Below are 24,692 nucleotides of genomic sequence, written 5' to 3'. Positions count from 1 at the left end.
GCCCTTGCCGAGATGGGTGCCCTTCTTGAAGACTTTCTCGTAGAACATCAGGATGAAATGGGCGGAGTTATAGGCCTCGGCGGTTCCTGCAATACCGCCCTCGTCACCCGCGGCATGCGTCGCCTGCCCGTAGGCCTGCCCAAGATCATGGTCTCCACGGTGGCCTCCGGCGACGTCGCCCCCTATGTGGGTGCCACCGACATATGCATGATGCCTTCCGTGGTGGACGTGCAGGGTCTGAACGTCATTTCCCGCAAAATCCTCGGCAATGCCGCAAGCGCCATCATGGGCATGGCCTCCCATCCTGCAGCTGAGGAAGAAGACCACCGCAGCCTTGTGGGGCTGACCATGTTCGGTGTGACTACTCCCTGCGTCCAGCAGGTCTGCGACCTGTTGGACTCCTCCTGTGAACCCCTGGTGTTCCACGCCACGGGCACGGGTGGAAAATGCATGGAAAAACTCATTGATTCAAACATGATCCACGGCGTTCTCGATATCACGCTCACCGAAGTGTGCGACCTCATGATGGGCGGCATCATGAGCGCCGGGGAAGACCGCATAGGCGCCGTCATCCGCAGCAAGGTGCCCTGCGTGTTCAGCGTCGGCGCGCTGGACATGGTCAATTTTGCGGCCCTTCCCACTGTGCCGGACAAGTACAAGGACCGCAACCTCTATGTGCACAATGAGAACGTCACGCTCATGCGCACCACGGTGGAAGAGAACGAGCGCATGGGCCGCTGGATAGGCGAAAAGCTCAACCAGTGTGAAGGCAAGGTACGCATGCTTCTGCCTGAAAAGGGCGTTTCCGCCATCGACGCGCCCGGCATGCCCTTCTATTCGCCGGAAGCCGACGAAGCCCTTTTCAAGACCCTGGAAGAAACGGTACATCAGACGGAAGACAGAAAGATCATCCGCCTTCCCTACCACATCAATGACAAGGAATTCGCGGAAGCTCTCAAAAAGAACTTCGACGAAATCACGGCATAACCCCCAAAACTCAGGAGCAAGACCATGAACACCATGACCAGATCCGACATTCTCGCCCGCCTTCAGGCCAAAATCGCCCGCAAGGAACCCATCATCGGCGGCGGCGCCGGCACCGGCATTTCCGCCAAGTGTGAAGAAGCCGGCGGCATCGACCTCATCGTCATCTACAACTCCGGCCGCTATCGCATGGCCGGGCGCGGCTCCCTGGCCGGCCTGCTCGCCTACGGCAACGCCAATGAAATCGTGCTCGAGCTGGCCCGCGAAGTGCTGCCCGTGGTCAAGAACGTGCCTGTCGTGGCCGGCATCAACGGCACCGACCCCTTCATCAACTGGGACAGCTTCCTGCGCCGCATCAAGGAAGAAGGCTTCGCCGGTGTGCAGAACTTCCCCACCGTGGGCCTCATCGACGGCCTGTTCCGCGCCAACCTCGAAGAAACCGGCATGAGCTACAAGCTGGAAGTGGAAGCCGTAGCCAAGGCTCATCAGATGGATCTGCTCACCACTCCCTATGTGTTCTCCGCTGAAGACGCCAAGAACATGGCCATGGCCGGCGCCGATATCCTCGTGCCCCACATGGGCCTGACCACCGCCGGCACTATCGGCGCGAAGACCGCCAAGACCCTTGACGAATGCATCCCGCTCATCAATGAATGGGTGGAAGCCGCCCGCTCCGTGCGTCCCGACATCATCTGCCTGTGCCACGGCGGCCCCATCGCCAACCCCGAAGACGCCGCCTATATCCTCCAGCACTGCAAGGGTATCCAGGGCTTCTACGGTGCGAGCAGCATGGAACGCCTGCCTACGGAAATCGCCATCAAGGATCAGGTCAAGAAGTTCGTCGACATCCGGTTCTAATCTCAGCCTCCCTTTCCGCGCCGCATGCCCGCGACGCGGAAAGGGGCCTTCCTCTTCCCGCCGCCCGGGCCTCCTGCCCGGCGGCGGCCGGGTAAGAAATTTTCCCTCCCCAACCTGAACGCAGGAGGAACGCATGTCGGATCTGCTTTCTTTTGTTACTGTTGACGATGTGGAGACCCAGTCTTTCAGCTGGGGAAAACTGCAATGGCTCACCGACCCCAGAGTGACAGGCTCCCAGTGCATGGTGAGCGGCATCGTCACTCTTGATCCCGGCCAGGGGCATGCCCGCCACAATCATCCCGGATGCTGCGAAAACCTGTTCATTCTCGAAGGGGAAGGCGAACAGATGATTGAGAATGAAGACGGCAGCACCGAAACCCGGAAGGTCTATCCCGGAACCATGATTTCCCTCAAGCGCGGCCAGTTCCACTCCACCTACAACGTAGGGGAAGGTACCCTGCGTATTCTGGCATGCTATGAATTCCCCGGACCGGAAGCCGCTCTGCGCGCTGACCCCGACTGTACCGTCATTCCTCCAAAAAATTCCTGAATGACTGAAGACCTCCGCCGCAAGCGGAGGTCTTCCCCCTCTTTTCGCTGAAAATACCTCATCGCAAAAATATCTTTTCTGCCTCATATTGATCCTTCAGGGCGTTTTCATTTTTAAATTTCCGCCCCAGATGTTTGCAGGACGGGGCAGCTTATGCCCGTTCATCCCGCTCCCAAGCCTTCGCAGGCTCCTTCTGGACGGCATCGCACGCATGTTAAAATGAATTCGTTCAGAACACACCAGAAAAACATTTGAAGTTCTTCTGCCATGGACTGGATCGACGCCTCGTTACTCACGCTGGAACGGCATGATTGGAAGGAATGGAACGAAATTTTCTCCAAAAGGGAGTTCCATCTCCATTTCTGCCTCGGCCTTTTATTCCCGCAAAAGGAAAATATTTCCGCTCATCTTCCTTCCCATATTCTACTGACGGAGCCCAAGCATCAGCCGCCCCTACCGCCCGAGGGGGATATGCCCTCCTGTCTGTTCCTCATCTGGTTCGATATAGAAGAGTACGCATTTCTGCGCCCGCTGCTTTCCCTGCTGGTACAAAAGGGAAAAATCAAGCTCAACGACCGCTCTCTTCAGGAAGTCACCGTCTCGCTCCTGCATCTGTACCCCGGGCATTCCCCATCGCTGCTGCGCAAAAAATCTATGGAAAAACTGCTGGAAGCGGCGCTTTACGCCGTCACTTCCTCTGTGCTGGAGGAAGGCCCGCATGATTCCAGCCATATCGTGCAGAAGGCTCTGAACTACATGCAGGCAAACGTCATGCGCAACCTCACCCTGCAGGAAGTCAGCCGTGTAAGCGGAGTCTCCCAGGAGCATTTCATCCGCCTCTTCAAAAAGGAGCATAACAGCCCGCCCATGAAATATTTCGCGGAGCTCAGACTTCGCAAGTCCCTCGATCTACTGCTCAGAGGCTGGTCCATCCACGATATTGCCTGCGAAATGGATTTCTACAATGAATCCTACTACTGCAAGGTATTCAAGAACACCTTCGGCATTTCTCCGGGAACCTACAAAAAAAACTACATACGCTCGCTGAAGAAAAGCGCTTCCGTTTCGGAGCAGCAACTTCTGCTCACCTCACACCTGCTGACGGAATTTATCGACACCATGACGGACTTTTTCTTCGTGAAGGACAGCAATTTCGTCACCATAGTCTGCAACCAGGCCTACAGTCAGTTCGTGGGGCTGCCCGTCAAGGAAATCTGCGGGAAAACCGACTTCGCCCTTTTTCCGGAAAAGGCGGCCACCTTCTTCCGCATGAGCGACAAACTCGTCGTCGATTCGGGCAAGGAAAAAATCTTCCGCAAATGGATAGACTATCCCGACGGAAGAAGATTCTATATGGAAACCCGGAAGACCCCGTATTTCGGGCCTTCGGGCAATATCCTCGGCCTCGTGTGCATAGGCCGCCGCCTCTCCCTGGGAGAACGTCACAGCGTAGTGACGGAGGAAAAGGAGAACGCCGTCCCCAAGTCCGAGCCATCCCGGCAGAACCCGGAAACAAGTTCGTCCTGAACCCCGGAAGAATCAGGCTCCGGAAGCGCGCCAGTGCGCCACAAGGCGTGCGAAAGGCTCGTATAAAGGCCGGAAGGCTGCCTCCCCGAACCCTCCGGGCGTGGGGAAGGCGAAAGCGAAAATAAGCACTGCGTGCAGCCCTTCGGCGGAATAAAAGGGCTTGGCGAAATAGGAACGCACCCCGCAGGGAATGAACATGGCCCAGTCGATAGACTTGATACTGTCCAGAGTATCCTCCACCGTAAGCGAATCCAGACTGAAACGCTCTATGTCCTGCGCTATGGTGCCCTCATAAGCATGAGAAGCCCCCCAGGAAAGGGAGGAAAAAAGCCTGCCCACCCCGTACACCTCCACCCGGCCCCGTATGGACTGAATATCGGAAAACATGAGCCCATCCACCCCCGGACAGCGGGAAAGCAGCCGTTCCAGCCCCGCTTTCAGGGAGGGCGGCGTACCTTCCGGCTCCAGACTGGGAAGGGAACAGGAAGCAGGTTTTTCAGGGATATTGAGCAGAGCAATACGGACAATATCCGTACCTGTGGAGCAGGGAGAAATGCGTACCTTGGAGCCGAGAATACTGCCGGATCCGCTGCGGAGCATGAGCGTACCGGCCCATATTTCCTCTTCCACGGCATGGCGGCAGGATTTGAGCAGCGTCTCCCCCATTTCGCCGGGAGCTATATCTTCGAGCATGAAATCGCCTCCGCCCCTTGCCGCTCCCTCGAACAGCCCCTGCGCCGCATCGTTGCAGGTGACGATTTCCTTCTGGTCCAGACTGAGCACGAGCACAGGGTACTGCGCTTGCCCCAGGGCAAGCTGACAGGTACCCGCCGTGCCGTTGGCCACAAAAGTGGCCGGAAGCACCGATTCTTTCAGCAGGCCGAAATACTTTTCCGGGTCGTGCGGCCCGGGCCAGCCCTGAAGAAGATAAGCCTGATGAGGGTTGTCGTTCAAGCGGAACGACACCATGGCCGCCTGGCGGCTTGTCACCATTTCCCAGAATTCTCCGAGCAGCGTATGATCCGACTTCATCACCACCCGCCGCCGGAATTGTGCGTCCTTAAGCAGGCGCGAAGTGTTCTCGCCCAGTGCGGGCAACATCCAGCCATTCAAAAGCCGGATGCGCGAACGGCGATGCTCTACCTCCCACAACAAGCCGGGAAAGCCCGACGCCCAAAGAGAGAAATCCATAGCCCGCCTCCGCGCTGTAGTACCACACTTTTTTTGTTTACGGGAAAATATCGGGATTGTAAATTGGTTAAACCAAATTTTCCACACATCCTCTTCTTTTTGATGTTTTTCCTGAAAAAAAGAACTTATCCCGGAGAAAATCAGGTGAACAATATTTGTGGATGAACCATTTTATTATTTTTTTATATATAAATTCAATAAATTATCACATTTTTTTCTTTTTTTTAAAAAGGCTTGAGTCTTTTGGCGTAACAGCGCAAGAATAAAAGATATGGACAGGGGGAAAGGTTTGAGAGGTTCCTCTATGAGCAAGCAGAAACTGATTGAACAGCAGCTTGAGCAGGCTCTCATGGAAGGCCGCTGGAAGCTGTTTGAACGCCTGCCTGCCGAACGTCAGCTGGCCGAAGAGATGCGCGTCAACAGAACGACGCTCAGGGCCGCCCTGAGCGCCCTTGCAGGGCGCGGCATCCTGGAAACCACGCACGGCAGCGGCACTCGTGTGCGCGCCCTGCCCTCGGAGCATCCGGCTCAATGCATTCTGGCCGACAGACTCTACGCAAGCCTGCTCCTCGTGCCTCCCATCATACACGCCTCCTCCCTCATCATCCGCCCGTCGCAAATCATCAGTCTGGAGAGGCTCCTGCCCATTGCGGGAGCGGCGCTGCGCAACGACGACACCAAGGCCTTCGTGCAGGCCCACATACAATTCTTTATGGAAGCCGCCCGTTTCATCAACAATACCAGCATAAGCGCGGCTCTTGCCTCCTGCCTGCCAGACGGCAAATCTCTGGTTCGCCTTTTCAACGCCTGTGAACTTCAGCAAAACGAAATGCTCTTTGCACACCTAGCAAGGATACTCAGCGCCATGCGTCATGCCGATGCGGCCGATGCCTCGGCTGCAACACAGGCCTATTTTTCCACCCTGCAAACTCTGGCGGAAAAAAAATGAACGGCGGCAGAGCCATAAGCAGGAAGGAATTCCTGCACGGGATTTTTCGACACACAACCGGAAACGGCGACTCTCCGGGCACTGTTCCCGAAACGCCCGAACCAGACTACCTGTCCATGTTGCCCCCTGAATTCTCAGGCGCAATGCTGGATATGGAGGCAGCCCGCCTTGGAGGTGACACAGCAAAAATGACGCGCAACGAGAAGGCCGCTTTGGTCGTACAGGCCATGTACGGCAAAACGAACCGGTCGGTACAAGGGCAACAGGATCCCGGCCCCGAAAAAAGGCATGAACGGGAGAGCTTCGACTGAACAAAGGAGGAATCGTATGTCTCAGGAACAGCTTCCTTATCTTGAAGAGCGCAAGCTCGTCAAAAGATGGAGAGGCCCCATCCCCGCGCTCATGAACCTGGTGTTCACGCTGCTCATTTTCGCGGCGACCTGGTGGATTTTCCAGGATCCGCGCGGCATCATGCGTTTCTATACACCCTATGTGGGGTACAATTACTGCCGCTGGTGGCTCATCATCCTCATCTGGATGGCCTACACCTTCGACTTCTGGCCCTTCAAAAAAGACTGGATACGCAACGCCCATCCTCTCCAGAAGGGACTTGTACTGGCCCTCATCTCCGTGGGCACCATGATCTTCTTTATCCACGGCTTCTTTGAAGGGGTGCTCGGTAACTTCGCCTTCGCCTACTTCAACCCCGATCAGCTTCAGAAGCTCGGTCTCACGGAATTCTATTCCACCGAATACGCGGCGCAGGCCTGCATGATGTTCGCCGTCATCGCCTCTTGGATCAGCCCCGCCTGGGTGGTAGCCCTTGAAGGCCAGCCCTGGGCCAACGCCTCCCGGCCCGTACGCGGCTTCAGCATCTGGCTCGGTACCTTCTGCCTCAGCCTCGTCATCTACTTCATGACCATGCACAACCACATGGGTATCCTCTACTACCCCTGGCAGTACTTCACCGCCATATGCCCGCCCTACTGGGAACAGTTCGCCGAAACCGTGTCGGCCAACTTCCATGTAGCGTGGATTATGTGCTGCACCGTGGTGGTATGGTTCGTGGAAGGCATCTGGGAACGCTATCCCTTCACCATGATCAAGCGCGACTGGCCCCGCCGCATTGCCCTGTTTATCGGCATCATCGTCATCGCCTGGGCTCTGTGCCTGTTCTTCTGGTATATGCAGGAACTCGTGTGGGGCGACGCCATTCGCGGCCATCGCCGTGACGCGGCTCCCGACTGGCGCTGGCTGCATGTGGGCGAAACCGCCATCTTCTTCCTTGTGCCCGCGCTCTTCCTTCAGTTCTACTGCGAAAACTGGCCCACGAAGTTCAGCACTCCCGTGAACATCCTCATCCGTACCGGCATCGTCATTGTGGGCGGCATCATCCTCTACTGCCTGTACTATCAGTATGCGCACTTCATTCTGGGTACACAGAAAGGCTTCTCCCATCCGCAGCAGTTCCCCATGATCCCCACCATTTGGCTCATTGATATCTGGCTGATCAACTGGTGGTTCATGGACGGCTGGCCGGGCTGGCGGCGTGAATTCAAGACCGCCGAAGAGCTCGCGGAAGAAAAGCGCCATATCGCAATCGACCATGCCTGGAACCCTGCCATGAAGGGCGGCCTCGTGACCGGCATTGCCTGCGGCGTGGCCCTGTACTTCCTCATCGTCTGGCTGCTGCCCATCTGTAGCGCAACCTTCACTCTGGTGAAGTAGGAGTCTTTATGAACAGACGTGAATTTCTGAAAGGCGCATCCCTCGGCATCGGCGCCGGCACGCTCGGCGCCATGGGCCTTTATTCCTATACGCCCATGCGTAAGGCCTTCCTGCCCAAAGTAGACCGCCAAATGGCCGATTTCGGTGTCTGCAAGTCCGTCAAAGTAACGAATATTTCGGAAACAAGCTGGTTCGACAACGGCATCTTCATGAAGAACGTGACCGGAGCGGGCGGCCTGCTCGTGGATCAGTATACCTACAACTGGGCCCCCTTCGGCAACGGCAAGGGCATAGGCAAGGGCACCTATCAGGACGGGCTCGCGAAAATCAAGCCCTACATCGATAAGGGTGAACTGCACGAAGCCTGGGCTATAGCCAAGGAAAATTCCGTAGACGCCGACAATGCGGGCGGTTTCTCCTGCCTTGTGGAAATCGAGGCTATGGACGGCTCCAAGACCAAGTACCTCTTCGACTGCGGCTGGAACTACGACTGGATGGAGGAAAGCTTCAAGCGAGAAGGCATCGACAACATGCTCGCCAACGGCGAAATCGCCGGTTTCATCCAGACGCACGAGCATATGGACCATTACTGGGCATTCCCCGTGGTGGCGAAGTACGCGCCCAACATCCACATCTATACCCCGAGTACCTTCTACCCTGAAGGCAAGGACTATATCAAGCAGTCCGGACATGTAGGCGAATGGACGGAAGTAAAGAAGGGGCTCTATCCCCTTCAGCCCGGTGTAGCCCTGTATCAGTTCGAGTGCCCCATCATCTTCCGCGTGTTCGGCGAAATGTCCCTGTACTGCAACGTGAAGGACGTGGGCCTTGTGAGCATCACAGGCTGCTGCCACCAAGGTATCATCCTCTTTGCAGACACGGCCTACAAGGAACTCAAGTACGAGAGAGACAAATTCTACGGCCTCTACGGCGGCCTGCACATCTCCCCCTTCGACGACTGGGATCCTAAGTATGACGACCTCGTCATCGGCCTGAAGAAGTGGGAACTCGAACGCGTGGGCTGCAACCACTGCACGGGCCTCATTACCGCGCAGAAGTTTGTGGACGTGGGCTATCCCGTGGTGAAGGGCACGGCCCGCTTCCGCTCCAAGACCACCAACTATCTGGGTAACGGCGACATCATCACCTTCCCCGCATAAGACCTTCATTCCGGGGCGCGCCATGCGCGCCCCGGTGCACGGATCGGCCATGAAACTGGAACACATCCTTCCGCGCGCGCTCGGCGACAGCGATTCCGACTGTGCCAGCATCTTCACCTCCCTCATCATGGCCGCGCATTTCGAGCGCACCCGAGCAAGGGCTCTTGGCTGGAGAGGGGTGCGCCCCTGCGCTTCCAGCCGTCCTGCATGGACCTGCCGGGTAGCGGACTGCGACTCCATCTTCGGCATCCGTTTCGACGGCGAACAGAAAACGGATGCTTCCGGTCGCCCCGCCAGCCTGCGCGGCGTCTTCAGCCTCTACGTTTTCCCGGAGGCGCAATCCCCTCTTCTGGATACCTTTCCTCTGGACGCACTGCGCGTCGCCCTTTCTCCAGACTATGAAAACTCCGTACGCGAATTTTCCGGGAACGAGCCCCATCTTCTGCCCTTCCTGCTCGGGGAAATGCGCATGGACGTCTCCTTCGCAGGAGACGCCCTCGCCCTTACGCTGGAAGCTCCGGCAAGGCACCGCGTCATCTGCGCGGACGGCATCGCTTCCGAACAGGGATGGATTGTGGCCCCCGGCGAAGCGGAATGCGACGTGCCCTCCTTCAGCCTCTTTCTGCGCCTTTTCTCCGTCATCGCCGCCACGGCGGAAGAGCAGCTCGGAGAAAAGGCCCGTGTCCTTCGCGGCATGAGCAAGGTACCCCGCCTCCTCTTCCACGCCGACGGCAGCATGGAGCCCTGCGGAAACGAACAGGAAATCCTGCTTTCCCTCATAGCCTCCTTCGGCCCTTCCTCCGCCGCAGAAGAAAAGACGCTTCACTCCATGCGCGATCTCCCCGCAAGGCACAGACCGGAAGAACTGGAACAACGCCTGCGCCCGGTGCTCCATGTACTCACCGGCTTTCTCGGCTCGGGCAAAACCACCTTCCTGCGCCGCTGGCTGGACTTTCTGCACGGCCGGGAACGCTACACCGGCGTCATTCAGAACGAATTCGGCAAGGTGGAGCTCGATGCCACACTCATGAAAGGCGACACACTGGTGGAAGCCCTGGATGAAGGCTGCGTCTGCTGCTCCCTGGCCGACAGCCTGCGTCCGGGCCTGGAACGCATTATTGCCGCCATGCCCGCCGAACAGTTCGTGCTGGAAACCACGGGGCTGGCCAATCCTGCCAACATTATGGAAGAGCTAGGCAACCTACGCGATCTTGTCACCCCCGGCCTTGTCATCACTGTGGCCGACGCTTTGGATCTCCGCGGCCCGAACGAAGGTCCGGGCAAGGAAGATACGGGCATACGCCTCGCCCAACTGCAGAAGGCAGACGTCATCATCCTGAACAAATGCGACGCCGTGGAGGCCGACGCTCTGGAAGAGCTCACAGCGCGCCTGCGCTCGCAGAACGGCAAAGCCCTCATCCTGCATGCACGCTTCGGCAACATTCCCTTCGGAGAACTGGACGCATGGATAGACTCCCACGGAAAGACGCGCCTGCCCTCCCACAGCCCGCAGCTCATGCGCATGGGGGAACATGCCGCAACCCATGCCGACGAAGGCTACGAGGCAAAGGCGCTCAGTTTCGACCATCCCCTTTCCCGTGCGGAGCTTGAGGCTATTCTCAATCATGCGGGGCCGGGTCTCTGCCGGGCCAAGGGCATCATTTCCATGGAAGGGGAGGGCCCCTGTGTGATACAGTACGCCGCAGGGCGGCTCGATATCACGCCCGCACCGGAAGAGAGGCCCATCGACCTCGTGCTCATCGGCACGGATCTCACGGCATAGGGCCGCTCGCCCCTGCCCGCAAGCCCCCCGGCACGAATTTCCACGCCTCAGAACGTCAAACGGAGCGGAGTGCCTCATGAACATATTTCTGATGGGCGGCTGGATGATGTGGCCGCTGGCTCTTATTTCCATCATGGCCACAGCCATTGTGGTGGAACGCCTCCTGCTTTTCTCCTCCTGCCGCTTCCCGCAAAGGGGCCTCACCATCCTTCTGGAAGAAGCCGTACAGGGTGATATTGAGCCTCTGCTCGAGGCTGTGAGGAAGGTGCACATGCTGCGCCGCTTCGCCGACCTTCTCTCCGCCGACGGCCCGGGCAAGGAGGCCGCCCTGCGCATTGAAGGCGAAGCCGTGGTGAAAAGGCTGGAAGCAAGGCTTCCCATGCTCTCCATCCTTGCGAAACTCGCCCCGCTCATGGGCCTGCTCGGCACGGTGCTCGGCATGATCTCCACCTTTTCCGAAATAGCCAACGCCCAGGCGGGCATCAACATGAACCAGCTTGCCGGAGGCATCTGGCAGGCGCTCATCACCACGGCGGCAGGGCTGTTCATCGCCATCCCGGCACTGTTTTTCCTGCACTATTTCCAAACAAGGGTAGATGAAGTGGCCTCTGCTCTCTCGGAAGCGGCCAACGCCGTGCTGGCCACGGAGGAGGAAGCATGATTTCCCTGCGCCCGAGAAGAGTACGCAGCACGGAGATCGACCTCACGCCCGTCATGGACGTCATCTTCATCCTGCTCATCTTCTTCATCGTGGCCTCAGCCTTCGCCGTGCGCGGCCTGGACATAGACCTGCCCTCAGCCCATTCCAGCCAAGCCCTTTCCGGGCGAGTGGTGGAAGTGCGGCTTGAGGAGGACGGGAGCTTTTTCTGCGACGGCGTCCCTGTGGAACGCGCCTTTCTGCGCTACAAGCTGCAGGATATCGTGCGCCAATTCCGAAAAGAGCCCGGGCAACTCGTGCTGAAAGCCAGCCCGAAGGCTCCGGTGGAAGCACTTATTTTCGTTGTGGACGAAGTGCGTATGCTCGGCGGGGAAAAGCTCATGGTCGCCACATCGCGCCCCGAAGAAAGGTAGCTGGCATGACGGACGGCGAACGACTCTGGACAGGTATCGCGCTGTCGCTCTTTCTGCATTTCTCACTGGCCCTTTTTCACGTCTCGCCGCCGGAGGATGCGCCCTCCTTCCGTGCTGTGCTGGAAATGGACGAAGAATCCACCCTCACGCGGGGGGGCACAAGGCAGGGCACGGGCCTGGAATCCTCTTCTCCAGAGGACAGAGAGGAGGCGGAAAAACTCAATCAGAAGCGCCGCGCCTATCTGCGTTACCTCGATGACGTGGACGACGCCATTCATGCCCGCAGGCTGGATTCCGGCGACACCTCTCTCATCGGCGTGGCGCTGTGCGCCTTTACCATCGCGCCGGACGGCTCCTTCAGTGAAGTACGCATCGTCATGTCCTCCGGCAGGCCGAAGCTGGACGCCTCGGCGCTTCGGGCTGTACACGCTGCAAGCGGCGTGGTCCGCAGGCCGGAAATTCTCGGCACAGCCCCCATCCATGTTTCCCTTCAGGTAAAATATCAGTACGGGCTGCAATGACGCCCCCCTCTTTCAGGAGCCGCCTTCTGCGACTCCCCTCCCCCGTGCTCCCGCCGTTCCCTGCCGGCGGGGCACGGGCCCGAAAATACTACGGGCGGAACGGCCCGAATCTGGGCAGTTTTTCCTGCTCTTCCGTATTCCCCGCCCTGTCCCCGCCGAGGCCGTGAAAAAACCGTCCGCGGGACAAAAACGCTGGCTCCCGAATCGTCTTCCTCTTGTTTCCAAATACTTCCCTGCAGAAAGCACACGTCGTATCCGGCAGGCAGGCGTTACCATATCTCCATACTGCCGACATCATGACGTCATGAACCCGGCGCTCAATAACGCGCAAAGGCATCCTCCCTCGGTACGGATGTTCCATGTCGTCTACCAACGCCGCGCGCCCCATGCTCCGCCCGAGCCGGAAAAGATTCCGGCATGCACATGACAGGCCGCAGCCCGCCCGAAGGGTGCCTTTTCCTTGTCAGCAATCCCTTGTCATTACGCGAGAATGACAGGAAATGGAAATACTCATAAAAAAACATCGCCCACCGCGATATCCTGAAAATGGGCGTGGCCGCCACCGTCTGCGCCGCTGCCGGCCCCCTGGCCGGAAGCCTCCCGGCGGCAGCCGGGGAAAAGGGAAGCATACTTAAAGCCAGCATCATCATCGACATGCACAGAACCAGCAAGGCCGACAGCAACACCCGCATCTACTCTTCCTCCATGGACAAGATGAAGGTCTTTCTCGAAACCGTGAATAAGGAAAAGCCCCGTTTCATCATCGAACTCGGCGATTTTGTGGACACTCTTGCCGCCGGTACCGACCCGGCTGCCAACCTGCGAGAAATCGAAGCACTGTTCATGTCGTTTCCCGGACCCGCTTATCATGTGCTCGGCAATCACGACTTCGACAATCTGAAGCGCGACGAATTTCTTTCCGGCGTCACCAATACCGGCATTGAAAAAGGCAGAACCTATTATTCCTACAATGCCGGCGGCGTGCACTGCATCGTGCTCGACGCGGACTACACGCCCAAAGATTTCCGCCCCTACAACATGCCCCCAGGAAATGGCATGGCTGAAAAACGACCTGAAGAGCACCGACACGCCCGTGCTGGTTTTCAGCCATCAGACTCTGGACCGCGTGGACGAGCAGGACCACAACATCAAAAACGCCTCGGCCGTGCGCAAGGTGCTGGAAGAAAGCGGCAAGGTGCTCGCCGTCATTTCCGGAAACGACCATCAGGGCGGCTATTCCAACATCAAGGGTATCCACTATGTAGTGCTCAACGGCAACATAGGCGTCAACGACACGCGCACCTGGGAATCCGCCAGTGCGGAAAAAGGCCGCGGCCTCCATGACGACAATCAGTTCTGTATGCTCGACATACGCAAAAACGGAAAAACCTACACCCTTTCTCTGGACGGATACGGACGACAGCCCGGATACGAGCTGGAAAGAACTCTCTAACACACTGATTTTTCACTTCTTGTCGGCGGGCGGCCCACAGAGACGTCCCCCCGCCGACGCTCTTCCCGGGAGTTGCACAGAGACGCCCTTTATGCGACGATGCGCCTCGGGAATGAAGTTCTCCCAAGGCGTCATGCCTGAACCGCTCGTCGAGCTGATGACTTCTGCTTATCCATCGAAGGCAGGAATTGTCGGCTCTTTTCTTTATGGGCGTGAACGGCATGCAAAAACAGGAGTCGAATATGATCTATTCCTCGGAAGTCGAACACATGTGTCCGGTGGCGAAAGGGGCGTATCACGGCCCCGCCCCGATACCGGAAGAAGGCAAATGGGTGCAGGTAAAGGAAATCGGCGACATTTCCGGCCTGACCCACGGCATCGGCTGGTGTGCGCCGCAGCAGGGCGCGTGCAAGCTCACCCTCAATGTTAAAAACGGCATCATCGAAGAAGCCCTCGTGGAAACCCTGGGCTGCTCCGGCATGACCCACTCGGCGGCCATGGCCTCCGAAATTCTTCCGGGAAAGACGCTCCTGGAAGCGCTGAACACCGACCTCGTCTGCGACGCCATCAACGTGGCCATGCGCGAACTTTTCCTGCAGATCGTCTACGGCCGCAGCCAGACGGCGTTTTCTGAAGGGGGGCTCCCCATCGGCGCCAGCCTGGAAGACCTCGGCAAGGGCCTGCGCAGCCAGATAGGCACCATGTTCGGCACCAGAGTCAAGGGCGCCCGCTATCTGGAAATGGCCGAAGGCTACGTCACGCAGCTTGCGCTGAACGCCGACAACGAGATCATCGGCTATGAATTCCTCAATCTCGGCAAGTTCACCGACGCGCTCAAGAAGGGTGAAGATCCCGCCGCCGCGCTGGAAAAGGCCAAGGGCCGCTACGGGCAGTTCGCAGACGCCGTGAAATATATCGATCCGAGAAAGGAATAAGGGGGGAGAAGTCATGGCACTGTTTGAAAGTTACGAACGCCGCATCGAGCGCATCAACGCGGTTCTCAAGGAAAACGGCATCGCTTCTCTGGAAGAGGCGAAGGAGCTCTGCGCCGCCAAAGGCGTCGACCCGTACCGCATCGTCAAGGAAATCCAGCCCATCGCCTTTGAAAACGCCTGCTGGGCCTACACCGTGGGCGCGGCCATTGCCATAAAGAAGGGCTGCAACACGGCTCCCGAAGCCGCGGAAGCTATCGGCATCGGCCTTCAGTCCTTCTGCATCCCCGGTTCCGTGGCGGAAGACAGAAAGGTCGGCCTCGGTCACGGCAACCTCGCGGCCATGCTGCTGCGCGATGAGACGGAATGCTTCGCCTTCCTCGCCGGGCATGAATCCTTTGCCGCCGCCGAAGGCGCTATCGGCATCGTGAAGAACGCCAACAAGTCGCGGAAAAAGCCCCTGCGCGTCATCCTGAACGGCCTCGGCAAGGACGCCGCCCAGATCATTTCCCGCATCAACGGCTTCACCTATGTGCAGACGCAGTTCGACTACGCCACGGGCAAGCTCGCCATAGTGAGGGAAATCCCCTACTCCAAGAACGAACGCGCCTCCGTGCGCTGCTACGGCGCCGACGATGTGCGTGAGGGCGTGGCTATCATGCATCAGGAAAGGGTGGACGTGTCCATTACCGGCAACTCCACCAACCCCACCCGCTTCCAGCACCCCGTGGCGGGCACCTACAAGAAGGAATGTGTGGAACAGGGGAAGAAGTACTTCTCCGTGGCTTCCGGCGGCGGCACGGGCCGTACGCTCCATCCCGACAACATGGCTGCCGGCCCCGCCTCCTACGGCATGACGGACACCATGGGCCGGATGCATTCCGACGCGCAGTTCGCAGGCTCCAGCTCCGTCCCCGCCCATGTGGAAATGATGGGCTTCCTGGGCATGGGCAACAACCCCATGGTGGGCGCCACCGTTGCCGTGGCCGTCGCCGTGGCGGAAGCCATGAACAAGTAACAGGGGCAAAGGCCGGAAGGACCCCGTTTCAAAGACCAGGAGCGGCCGGCCGCAACAAGCCCTTTTTCTGATACGCCATTCTGTTCTATGCGGGTTCCCGGAGGCTTCCGGGAACCCCTGGTTCCGCCTCAAAGGCTGTCGGAAAATCGGCCGCCCCTTCTCCGCCCTGAAGCACGCTTTTTTCTCAAACTTCCCGCATCATGCCGCAACGCGAAAACGGTGCGTGAAAAAAGCTGTTTTCTTCCTTACCGCGATCCACGGTTCCCCTTCCGCTTTCCCTGCGCCGCTCCTTTTCCGGCTCCGCCTTTCCCCTCCTGCCGGCATTTGACGAAAACGCCCCTTCCCGTTAGCCTCGCCTTTGGGGAGAACTGCCGTGAAAATCAAAAAAAAAGTGACGCTTGAAGATGTAAGCCAGGCCGCAGGAGTGTCGCTGAGCTCAGTTTCCATGATTCTCAACGCGCGGGCGGACGTTTCCTTTTCCCCGGAAACGGTGCGTAAGGTACGAAGCGCCGCAGAAAGCCTCGGCTACCGCGCCCCGGCAAGACTGGGCAAGGGGAGGCTTCCGGGCAGGAACGTCGTGTTCATCGTCACGCCCAATATCGCCAACGCCTATTATTCCGGCCTGGTGCAGGCCATACAGCAGGCCGCTGAGGAGAGCGGCTTTTCCACGCTCATCTTCACCACCTACCGGGAAGCGCGTAAGGAGGAAGAAGTGCTGGACATGGCCCTCGCACTGGGTGCGGCGGGCATGATCTTCACCCTCACGCCCCAGAGCATCCGCAAGGTGGAAAAGGTGAACGTCAAAATTCCCATTGTCGTCATGGGGGACAGAAATTCCAGTCCCAGGGTGGATACCGTGGAGCTCGACAACTACAGCGCGGGCGTACTCATAGGGAGGCACATGCTGGAGCTCGGGCACAGACACATAGCCTTCATTTCCGCCATGACCAATACCGCCAACGCCATACGTCTGCGCAGGCTTCAGGGCGTGCGCGACACCTATGCGGAAATGCCCGGCTGTTCCGTGCAGGTCTTCACCCGCGATTACACTCCTCATGAAGAACTCGGCAGCATAGACCTGGAACAACAGATCGGCTATGAACTCACCATGTTGTGCCTGAAGAAAAAAAGCCACGTTTCAGGCTTTGTGGCCGTCAACGACTTCATCGCCTACGGCGTGTTGGATGCCCTTGCTGGCATGGGATTGCGCGTCCCCGAGGACTACAGCGTTTGCGGGTTCAACAACCTTTCCTCCTCCCGCATTTCCCATGTGGGGCTCACCACCGTGGAACATCAGACGGAGGCCTGGGCACGCAACGCCGTGGGCATACTCTGCGAACGCATGAAAGGCGGCAACGCCGTGAGCGACATTACCCGCGTGGCCTATGCCCACCGCCTTCTGGAACGCCGCTCCACGGCCCCGTTCCGTCCCTCTTCACAGGAGAAATCATGAAAGGTATTCTTTTCTGCATCCCTCTTCTGCTTCTGCTTTCCGGCTGCGGCTCCTTCCACCTGCCTTTCCTCGGCGGAGAAGATACGGAGGAAAAAACTCCGGCTGCGGCGAAACTGAAAGCTTCCCCGCCCGCCTACAGCGTTTCCCCCGAAGTGCAGGCCCTGCTTGCCGAAGCCCTGGGCTACTGGACAGAGTCCGGGGAATGTACGAACCCGGAAAAGGCAGCTGCCCTGCTGGATAAGGCCGTCGCAGCCGATCCGCTCGACCCCGAACCCTACCTTCTGCGCGCTCTCGCCCTGAGCGACCTCGGCTACATGAACGAAGCCTTCGACGACGCCACAAAGGCCATACGCCTTTCCCCCACGGCAAAAGCCTACGCCACGCGGGGCTTCATCTGCCTGAAGCAGCGCCACGCGCAGGGCGCGCAGCGCGACTTCACCTATGCCGAAAGCGTCAACCCCGAAGAGCCGCTCATTTATGTGTACCGCGCCGCCGGAGCCTTCATGGACGGACGCGACAAGGACGGCTGCGCTGATCTGGAGCATGCCTGCACGCTGGGACTCTGTACCCCGTGGGAAACAGCAAAAAAAGACAGGCTCTGCCGCTGACGAGGCGCACCCCCGTTTTCCCGGTTTTCCCCACGAAAAAAGCCGTACGGTATGGCTGAACCGCCTTCCCCGGGAGGAAGACCCGGCTTTCTGACCAGCCGGAAGAACATCCGGCGCGCCCGCTTTCTTGCAGGCATGAAAAAGGCCGCCCTTTCGTCAGGAAAGGACGGCCTTTTCCGAGGAGGAATCGGGGCAGGGGACCCCGCACGGGGCGTACGCCCCGTGACTCATGGTAAAGCCCGGCGAATACACGGTTCTTCCGTACGGCGGTACTCCACGCCGGGCCTCACAACGCGCTCTCCGACGCGTATCGTCTATTCTTCCGTGGGGTTCACGGAGTCGAGAAAGCGATACGGCCCGGCATAGGTGGGCGTGCCGTAAATCTGGCAGACATGAGTGTTCCACGCGCCCTCACGCCAGTCGTGAAGCAGGTAGCCGGGAGCTTCCATCACAAAGGTGTCGCCGCCTTCCGGGGAAAAGTCGAGGTCTATCTGCATGGAGGCGGCGGGCGCGGTAACGGCCGTCACGCCGGCCCACTGGGTGAAAATAGGCCTGTGCATGTGGCCGCAGCACAGCCGCACCCACGGGGCCTTTTCCAGAATAGCGCGCAGGCGCTCCACATTCTCATACGGCTCGTCCATAGCGCCCATGCCCGTGATGAAGGGCGGGTGATGCATGAAGAGAAGCGTCGGCACACCGGGGCGGCGGGCAAGTTCCTTCTCAAGCCACGCGGCGCACGTCTCCGGCACATGGCCGGAATGGGAACCCGGGCTCATGCTGTCCATCATCAGGAAGCGGACCTCGTCCTCTTCCACGGCATAGCAGAGCCAGGGAGCCGTTTCCTCATTCTCAGGGCACCAGCCCTTGAGAATGGAACGCATCCTGTCGCGCCTGTCGTGATTGCCTGGTACGGCGTAAATGGGGATATTCAGGGGGGAAAGGGCGTCATAGAGCATGTGGTAGGCGTGCTCGTCGCCGCTGTCGGCCAGATCGCCGGTGACGACCATCATGTCCGGCTTCTGCGTGAGGCTGAGAAGATGCTTCGCCGCAGTTTCCAGACACTTCGGGGTGTCCACCACACGGAATGACAACTTGCCGTCGCCGCGAAGATGAAAATCGGAAATCTGAAGTATGCGCATAAAGATTCCTTGCGGGAGGGCTTTCTTCCCCTCCCGCGTCCTGGGTCAGATGTGTTCCACGTCGTCGCCAAGGCGACGAACGGCGGCGTTATGCTTGCGCTGCACGATGAAGGCGGAAACCGCGCTGGTGGCGGCGGCCAGCATGGTATACAGACAGACATAGATGGGATCGCCGTCGGCTATCTTCATGAAGTAGGTGCACAGACCGGGAACTATGCCGGCCACGAGGAAGCCGGGGAACTGGTACACGATGGAAATGCCGGTATAGCGTACGTCGGCAGGGAAGAGGTCGGAGAAAAGAGCCGCTTCGGGGCCGAACACGCCCGCATAGAATACGCTGAGCGGAATGATGATGGCAAGGCCGATCATGAACAAGTTACCCTCGCTCGCGCCCATGAGCCAGAAGGAGGGGAAGATGGAAAGGCCGCACAGAAGGCTGGCGATGCCGTACACGCGGCCACGGCCGTAGCGGTCGGCAAGGCGGCCGGCAATGAGGATGAAGGGACACATGATCAGGGCGGAAATCATGACCATGGAAAGGGCTTCGGTGCGCGGCACGTTCACATACTGCACAAGGTAGGTGATGACGAACACGGCAAGCACGTTGAAGAACACGCCGTCGATCCAGCGGGCGCCCACACCGAGGGCGATGTTGCCGGGATGTTCCTTGCAGACCTTCACGATGGGCAGGGTCTTCTTGGCCTTTTCCTGACGGGCCTTTTCCTGAGCCTTCTGGAAGTCGGGCGTTTCAAGAATATGCATGCGGATATAAAGAGCGATGCACACGAGCACCACGCTCACGAGGAAGGCGAGACGCCAACCCCAGGCGAGGAACTGTTCATTGGTGAGGCCCCAGGAAAGCAGTGCTACCACGCCGGAAGAAAGGCACAGGCCCGTGGCCAGGCCCATCTGGGGGATACTGGCGTAAAAGGCGCGCTCCTTCTTGCTCGCGTATTCATACGTCATGAGCACGGCGCCGCCCCATTCGCCGCCGAGGCCGAGGCCCTGGCAGAGACGCAACGTCTGAAGAATAATGGGAGCCGCGATGCCTATCTGTGCATAAGTGGGCACAAGGCCTATACCTATGGTGGCAAGGCCCATGATGAGCATGGTAAGCACCAGCATGCTCTTGCGGCCCAGTCTGTCGCCGAAGTGGCCGAAAACGAACCCGCCGAAGGGGCGTGCCAGATAGCCTATGGCAAAGGTGCTGTAGGCCAGAAGGGTTCCGATGAACGGGTCTTCCGTGGGAAAGTACAGCTTGTTGAAAACAATACCCGCCACCACACCGTAAAGGAAGAAGTCGTACCATTCGATGGTTGCCCCGAGCAGGCTGGCCAGTACCACCTTGCGGATTTCTTTTTTGCTGGGCGCGCTCATACAATGCTCCTGATGATGTTGAAAGGGAAATCTTCTGCCTCTGGCAAGTATTTATTAAAATTTTAATTAAATTAAAGGAATTTCCCCTATTAAAATTTTAATAAATTCTTCACCACTTCCTCGATCTATACTTCCTCTTTTACGGGTATCATAGTCATTAATCAAGGCATATTACATTTTTTTTCCATATTTAAAAATTTAATATTTGAATTCGCCATGTTTGACAATATGATTTTTCATTTTTAAATTTTTAATAATCACCTTTGCGCTGTGGTTTGACGAAAGCGGGCCTTGCCGTTAGCCTTTTCCCGGAGATTTGCCATGACGACGAAAAAGAGAATCACATTGGAAGACGTGAGCCGGGCGGCGGGAGTCTCGCTGAGTACAGCCTCCATGATTTTAAATGGACGGCCGGACGTTTCCTTTTCCCCGGACACGGTACAAAACGTGCGCCACACAGCGGATGTGCTGGGTTACCGCTCTCCTGCCAGGCACAGAGCAAAGCCTCTTTCCTCCAGAAGGCTCGTGCTCATCGTCAGCCCAAACATCGGTAACGCCTACTATTCCAGCATGGTGCAGGCCATACAGCAGGCCGCCGAACAACGCGGCGTCTCCACCCTTATTTTCACCACCTACCGGGAAGCCGCCAAAGAGGACGAAATCCTCGATATGGCCATGGAGATGGGGGCTTCCGGCATCGTATTCACCATGATGCCCCAGAGCACTCTGCTGGAAAAGGTCAACCGCTCCATCCCCATCGTGGCCGTAGGCGACAGGAACACCAGCCTGAATGTGGACACCGTGGAACTCGACAACTACAGCGCGGGCATGCTGGTGGGCCGCCACATGCTCAGCCTCGGCCACAGGCACATAGCCTTTATTTCCACCACGCTCAACAGTGTGAACTCCATGCGCGTGCGCAGGCTCGACGGCGTGCGAGCCGTGTATGCGGAGGAGGAAGGTACCTCCGTACAGGTTTTTTCGCGCGATATCACTCCCCTTGAAGAGCTCAACGACATAGGCATAGAGCACCGCGTGGGCTATGAACTGACCATGGAATGTCTGAAACGCCACACGCATATTTCCGGCATTGTGGCGGTGAACGATTCCGTGGCCTACGGTGTGCTGGACGCCCTGTCCGAAAAAGGGCTGCGCGTGCCGGAAGATTACAGCGTATGCGGTTTCGACAATCTCTTCACCTCGCATTTCCGCAACGTGGGACTCACCTCCGTAGAGCATCATATTGAGGAAAAAGGACGCAACGCCTTCCACATCCTTTACGAGCGCATGACCGGAAGCATCGCCCCGAACAACATCACGCGCGTGGAATTTTCCCATCACCTCAGGGAAAACCGCTCTACGGCCCCTTTTCAGCAAAGACGGGAAAAAAACTGAACCTCTCTCCGGCAAAGCCTCTGTCCCGGTCAAACCTCTTTTCATTCCTGAAGGAAAAAACATGCAGCATACCGTACAGCGCGTCCGCGAACTCTACCGGAACCCCAAATACAACTGTGCGAGGATCATGCTCACCTGTCTCGGTGAAGCCTTCGGTACTCCCGCAGACCCGCAATCCCTTCAGGCCGCCGGCCGCATGGACGGCTCGGGCAACTTTCATGCTCCCTGCGGACTGGCGGCAGGAGCGCTTCTGTTCATCGGCCTCATGGGCCCACGCTCCGGAAAAAATGCTGAAGACGTGGAAAAACTCTATTACCGTTTTACCGAGGCCTTTACCGCCCGCTTCGGTTCCCTGCTGTGCCGCGATCTTCGCCCCGGGGGCTTCCGACCCTCAGACCCGTCTCATGTATGCGGGGATCTCATTATTGACGCCGTGAATTTTACCGAAGAGTTCCTGAAACATTCCGATATGCTGCCCACACAGGGCTGAACCCTTTCTGCTCTCTCCAGGAATCCGCCCATGCACCTTCGAACATCCGCCCTCTGTATCCTTCTTTTCCTTGCCAGCATCTTCTGCGGGCAGCTTGCGCTTGCCGCAGACACGCTAAGGCTCGGCGCGCTGCCCGCCGCAGATTCTCTGCTCCTTTACGCCGCAAAAGAAGACGGCATATTCGCTTCCCACGGCCTTGAGGTGGATATCGTACCCTTCCAGAGCGCGCTGGAGCTCGGCGCCACCATGCGCTCAGGCTCGCTGGACGGCCATTTCGGGGATATCATCAATGTCCTCATGCAGAATGAGAACGGTGCGCCCCAGCTCATCGTGGCCACAACCTCCCACTCCACCCCTAAAGCGCGCTTCTTCGGTCTGGCCGTCAGTCCTTCGTCTTCCGTACAGAACCTTGAGGAGCTTAAAGGCAGGCCCTGCGCCATAGGCCGGGCCACCATCGTGGAATTCGTGCTGGATACGCTGCTTGCCCACAAAAACGCCCCGGATGCACTAGAAAAAAACGACATACGGCAGATCCCCGTGCGTCTTCAGATGTTGCTTTCCGGCCGCATGGAATCGGCCCTGCTTCCAGAGCCCCTGCTTTCCCTGGTGGAAGGGCAGGGCGCCCGCGTGCTGCTCGACGACAGGGATCTCGGCCTGCCGCTTGCCGTCATTGCCCTGAGAAAACCAAAACCGGGCGATGAAGACGCCTTTTCCGACCGCGTACGACGCTTCCGCGCCGCCCTGGCCGAAGAAGCCGCGCGCATCAACGCCGATCCCGAGGCGTATAAGGCCATGATGCAGAAATTCAAGCTGCTTTCCCCGCAGGCCGCACCCCACTACGCCATGCTGCATTTTGAAGCCCCCCTCACACCGCTGGGCCTGCCCTCGGAAGAAGACATGCGCCGTTATGCCGACTGGATGGAAAAAGGACGCCTCCTGAAAAAGGGGCTTCCTCCCCTTGCCGACATTGTGTTTCAGGAAAAACCATGATGCGCGAAGAAAGGCCGATACTGCGCGTCTCAGGCCTCGGCAAGAGCTTCGGGGAAACATGCGTCTTTTCAGATCTGTCCTTTTCCCTGCCCGAAGGTGCGTCGCTTGCCGTCATCGGGCCCTCGGGATGCGGCAAAAGCACTCTGCTTTCCATGATCGCCGGCCTGACCGCGCCTTCCCGGGGAGAAGTACGCTTTCCCCAAAACTGCCGCATGGCCTTCATCATGCAGGATTACGGGCTGTTCCCGTGGAAACGCGTACGCGACAACCTGGCCCTGCCTCTCCAGCTCCAGGGCATGGGGCGCGCGGAAAGGCACGCCCTGGCTCGCGCCATGCTGGAAGAACTGGGCCTGGAAGGGCTGGGAGCGCGCTTTCCCATGCAGCTTTCCGGAGGACAACGACAGCGCGTGGCCATAGGCCGCGCCCTCATTTCCCGGCCCGACCTGCTGCTCATGGACGAACCCTTCGCCGCCCTGGACGCCATTACCCGCGAGCATCTGCAAAACCTTCTGCTCGATATCTGGCAGCGCCGCCGTATGAGTTTCATCCTGGTCACGCACAACGTGGCAGAGGCGGCCTTTCTTGGCCGCAGCATCATGGTCATGGGCAAAAGCCCGGCAAGCAGGTGCCTGTGGCTGGAAAATCCCTGTTTCGGCAGTGCTTCCTGCCGCAACAGCGACGCCTATTTCTCCCTCATCCGGCAGGTCCATCACGCACTGGAAGGCCCCGGCGGGAAAGAGGAGGATCGTCCGTGAAAGTGCTGGACATTCTTCTTCGCTATATCGTGGCCTTTCTGGCCATACTGCTTTTATGGCAGGCGGGAGCATGGGCCCTCGGACCGTACCTTCTCCCCGCGCCTCTGGACGTGCTGCACGCCTGGGGGCAGGCCATGCTCGGGCCGGACATGCCCGTTCACATCAAAAGCAGCGCCCTGCGCGTGGTTTCGGCCATGGCGCTCGCCTTTGTGACGGCCTTTCCCCTGGGCATACTGCTGGGCTACCGAAGGCGCATCGACCGCTATGTTTCGCCCATGGTCTTCCTCACCTATCCTTTGCCCAAAATCGTGCTTCTGCCCGTATTCCTCACCCTGTTCGGCCTGGGAGACCTTCCCAAGATACTACTCATTGCCCTGACGTGCGGCTATCAGATCCTTGTCGTCACGCGCGACGGCATACGCCAACTTGACAAGCGCTATCTTGATGCCTTCCGTACCCTGGGCGGCACTTCCACCCAGCTTGTGCGCCATGTCCTTGTGCCGGCCGCGCTCCCCAGCGCCATGACAGCCCTCAAGGTGGGAAGCGGCACGGCAGTGGCCGTGCTTTTCATGGCCGAATCCTTCGCCACACAGAAAGGGCTCGGCTTTTTCATCATGGATGCCTGGGGCAGGGGCGATCAGCTGGAAATGTTCTGCGGTATCCTTTCCATGAGCCTGCTCGGCCTTATGGTCTACGAAAGCTGCCATATCGCCGAAAAAATATGCTGCCGCTGGAAGAAACTGGAAATCAGGAGATAAGC

The 24,692-nt window shown here is 58.5% G+C and carries 25 protein-coding genes, 1 pseudogene and 1 riboswitch; of the genes and pseudogenes, 23 read left to right on the top strand and 3 right to left on the bottom strand.

Annotation, left to right across the window (positions count from 1 at the left end):
* The 4 genes from K8W16_RS08625 to K8W16_RS08610 all read left to right on the top strand — a co-directional run.
* Nucleotides 1-987: Tm-1-like ATP-binding domain-containing protein (locus K8W16_RS08625; RefSeq protein WP_304122743.1), on the top strand; the 987-nt coding region annotated here is incomplete at its 5' end.
* Between the two features lie 24 nt (nt 988-1,011).
* Entirely contained in the window at nt 1,012-1,842 is an 831-nt protein-coding gene (locus tag K8W16_RS08620) for a phosphoenolpyruvate hydrolase family protein (RefSeq protein ID WP_304122742.1), read from the top strand.
* Nucleotides 1,843-1,975: 133 nt separating this feature from the next.
* Nucleotides 1,976-2,392, top strand: a complete 417-nt coding sequence (locus K8W16_RS08615; RefSeq protein WP_304122741.1) for a cupin domain-containing protein — start codon at nt 1,976-1,978, stop codon at nt 2,390-2,392.
* 471 nt (nt 2,393-2,863) lie between these two features.
* Nucleotides 2,864-3,919, top strand: a complete 1,056-nt coding sequence (locus K8W16_RS08610) for an AraC family transcriptional regulator (protein WP_304122740.1) — start codon at nt 2,864-2,866, stop codon at nt 3,917-3,919.
* Nucleotides 3,920-3,931: 12 nt separating this feature from the next.
* Here K8W16_RS08610 and K8W16_RS08605 read toward each other — a convergent pair whose 3' ends face one another.
* On the bottom strand, nt 3,932-5,110 hold the full coding sequence (locus K8W16_RS08605) for a hypothetical protein (RefSeq protein ID WP_304122739.1): 1,179 nt from the start codon (nt 5,108-5,110) through the stop codon (nt 3,932-3,934).
* 304 nt (nt 5,111-5,414) lie between these two features.
* On the opposite strand from K8W16_RS08605, the gene K8W16_RS08600 reads away from it, so the two are divergent.
* The 14 genes and pseudogenes from K8W16_RS08600 to K8W16_RS08535 all read left to right on the top strand — a co-directional run bounded on the left by K8W16_RS08600 (nt 5,415) and on the right by K8W16_RS08535 (nt 17,786).
* Nucleotides 5,415-6,059 (top strand): GntR family transcriptional regulator, encoded by a 645-nt coding sequence (locus K8W16_RS08600; protein ID WP_304122738.1) that lies wholly within the window; start codon nt 5,415-5,417, stop codon nt 6,057-6,059.
* A complete protein-coding gene (locus tag K8W16_RS08595; protein ID WP_304122737.1) occupies nt 6,056-6,370 on the top strand; it encodes a hypothetical protein in 315 nt (104 codons plus the stop codon). Before K8W16_RS08600 ends, K8W16_RS08595 begins: the two co-directional genes overlap by 4 nt.
* 16 nt (nt 6,371-6,386) lie before the next feature.
* On the top strand, nt 6,387-7,787 hold the full coding sequence (locus tag K8W16_RS08590) for a hypothetical protein (protein ID WP_304122736.1): 1,401 nt from the start codon (nt 6,387-6,389) through the stop codon (nt 7,785-7,787).
* A gap of 8 nt (nt 7,788-7,795) precedes the next feature.
* A complete protein-coding gene (locus tag K8W16_RS08585; RefSeq protein WP_304122735.1) occupies nt 7,796-8,947 on the top strand; it encodes a twin-arginine translocation signal domain-containing protein in 1,152 nt (383 codons plus the stop codon).
* Nucleotides 8,948-8,996: 49 nt separating this feature from the next.
* A complete protein-coding gene (locus tag K8W16_RS08580; protein WP_304122734.1) occupies nt 8,997-10,730 on the top strand; it encodes a GTP-binding protein in 1,734 nt (577 codons plus the stop codon).
* A gap of 76 nt (nt 10,731-10,806) precedes the next feature.
* Nucleotides 10,807-11,391: a MotA/TolQ/ExbB proton channel family protein gene (locus K8W16_RS08575; protein WP_304122733.1), complete on the top strand. Its 585-nt coding sequence runs from the start codon at nt 10,807-10,809 to the stop codon at nt 11,389-11,391.
* Nucleotides 11,388-11,801, top strand: a complete 414-nt coding sequence (locus K8W16_RS08570) for a biopolymer transporter ExbD (protein ID WP_304122732.1) — start codon at nt 11,388-11,390, stop codon at nt 11,799-11,801. The genes K8W16_RS08575 and K8W16_RS08570 overlap by 4 nt, the downstream gene beginning before the upstream one ends.
* Nucleotides 11,802-11,806: 5 nt before the next feature.
* On the top strand, nt 11,807-12,322 hold the full coding sequence (locus K8W16_RS08565; RefSeq protein ID WP_304122731.1) for a cell envelope integrity protein TolA: 516 nt from the start codon (nt 11,807-11,809) through the stop codon (nt 12,320-12,322).
* A gap of 546 nt (nt 12,323-12,868) precedes the next feature.
* Nucleotides 12,869-13,198, top strand: a pseudogene (locus tag K8W16_RS12405) (hypothetical protein); the annotation flags it as partial.
* A 175-nt stretch (nt 13,199-13,373) separates the two neighbouring features.
* On the top strand, nt 13,374-13,775 hold the full coding sequence (locus tag K8W16_RS08555; protein WP_304122729.1) for a hypothetical protein: 402 nt from the start codon (nt 13,374-13,376) through the stop codon (nt 13,773-13,775).
* Nucleotides 13,776-13,874: 99 nt separating this feature from the next.
* A riboswitch (Fluoride riboswitch) is annotated at nt 13,875-13,949 on the top strand.
* Between the two features lie 68 nt (nt 13,950-14,017).
* The gene (locus K8W16_RS08550) at nt 14,018-14,710 is read left to right on the top strand and encodes an iron-sulfur cluster assembly scaffold protein (protein ID WP_304122728.1); all 693 of its coding nucleotides are present in this window, start codon (nt 14,018-14,020) and stop codon (nt 14,708-14,710) included.
* Nucleotides 14,711-14,723: 13 nt separating this feature from the next.
* A complete protein-coding gene (locus tag K8W16_RS08545) occupies nt 14,724-15,725 on the top strand; it encodes a GGGtGRT protein (RefSeq protein ID WP_304122727.1) in 1,002 nt (333 codons plus the stop codon).
* Between the two features lie 373 nt (nt 15,726-16,098).
* Nucleotides 16,099-17,178: a LacI family DNA-binding transcriptional regulator gene (locus tag K8W16_RS08540; protein WP_304122726.1), complete on the top strand. Its 1,080-nt coding sequence runs from the start codon at nt 16,099-16,101 to the stop codon at nt 17,176-17,178.
* A complete protein-coding gene (locus tag K8W16_RS08535; protein WP_304122725.1) occupies nt 17,175-17,786 on the top strand; it encodes a hypothetical protein in 612 nt (203 codons plus the stop codon). Before K8W16_RS08540 ends, K8W16_RS08535 begins: the two co-directional genes overlap by 4 nt.
* A 314-nt stretch (nt 17,787-18,100) precedes the next feature.
* Here the strand turns inward: K8W16_RS08535 and K8W16_RS08530 are convergent, their stop codons facing one another.
* Complete coding sequence (locus K8W16_RS08530) at nt 18,101-18,925, bottom strand: phosphodiesterase (RefSeq protein ID WP_304122724.1); 825 nt, start codon at nt 18,923-18,925, stop codon at nt 18,101-18,103.
* A 45-nt stretch (nt 18,926-18,970) separates the two neighbouring features.
* Nucleotides 18,971-20,302: an MFS transporter gene (locus tag K8W16_RS08525; protein WP_304122723.1), complete on the bottom strand. Its 1,332-nt coding sequence runs from the start codon at nt 20,300-20,302 to the stop codon at nt 18,971-18,973.
* A 321-nt stretch (nt 20,303-20,623) separates the two neighbouring features.
* Between K8W16_RS08525 and K8W16_RS08520 the strand changes: the two genes are divergently transcribed.
* The 5 genes from K8W16_RS08520 (at nt 20,624) to K8W16_RS08500 (ending at nt 24,690) form a co-directional block, all read left to right on the top strand.
* On the top strand, nt 20,624-21,697 hold the full coding sequence (locus K8W16_RS08520) for a LacI family DNA-binding transcriptional regulator (protein ID WP_304122722.1): 1,074 nt from the start codon (nt 20,624-20,626) through the stop codon (nt 21,695-21,697).
* A 61-nt stretch (nt 21,698-21,758) separates the two neighbouring features.
* Complete coding sequence (locus tag K8W16_RS08515; RefSeq protein WP_304122721.1) at nt 21,759-22,187, top strand: C-GCAxxG-C-C family protein; 429 nt, start codon at nt 21,759-21,761, stop codon at nt 22,185-22,187.
* 30 nt (nt 22,188-22,217) lie between these two features.
* Complete coding sequence (locus tag K8W16_RS08510) at nt 22,218-23,177, top strand: ABC transporter substrate-binding protein (protein ID WP_304122720.1); 960 nt, start codon at nt 22,218-22,220, stop codon at nt 23,175-23,177.
* The gene (locus K8W16_RS08505; protein ID WP_304122719.1) at nt 23,174-23,932 is read left to right on the top strand and encodes an ABC transporter ATP-binding protein; all 759 of its coding nucleotides are present in this window, start codon (nt 23,174-23,176) and stop codon (nt 23,930-23,932) included. The genes K8W16_RS08510 and K8W16_RS08505 overlap by 4 nt, the downstream gene beginning before the upstream one ends.
* On the top strand, nt 23,929-24,690 hold the full coding sequence (locus tag K8W16_RS08500) for an ABC transporter permease (RefSeq protein WP_369694466.1): 762 nt from the start codon (nt 23,929-23,931) through the stop codon (nt 24,688-24,690). The genes K8W16_RS08505 and K8W16_RS08500 overlap by 4 nt, the downstream gene beginning before the upstream one ends.
* The last annotated feature ends 2 nt before the right edge of the window (nt 24,691-24,692 follow it).

It is taken from the genome of Mailhella massiliensis (assembly GCF_020741395.1).
GTDB classification, from domain to species: domain Bacteria; phylum Desulfobacterota; class Desulfovibrionia; order Desulfovibrionales; family Desulfovibrionaceae; genus Mailhella; species Mailhella massiliensis_A.
This window is presented reverse-complemented; position numbering and strand designations above follow the sequence as displayed.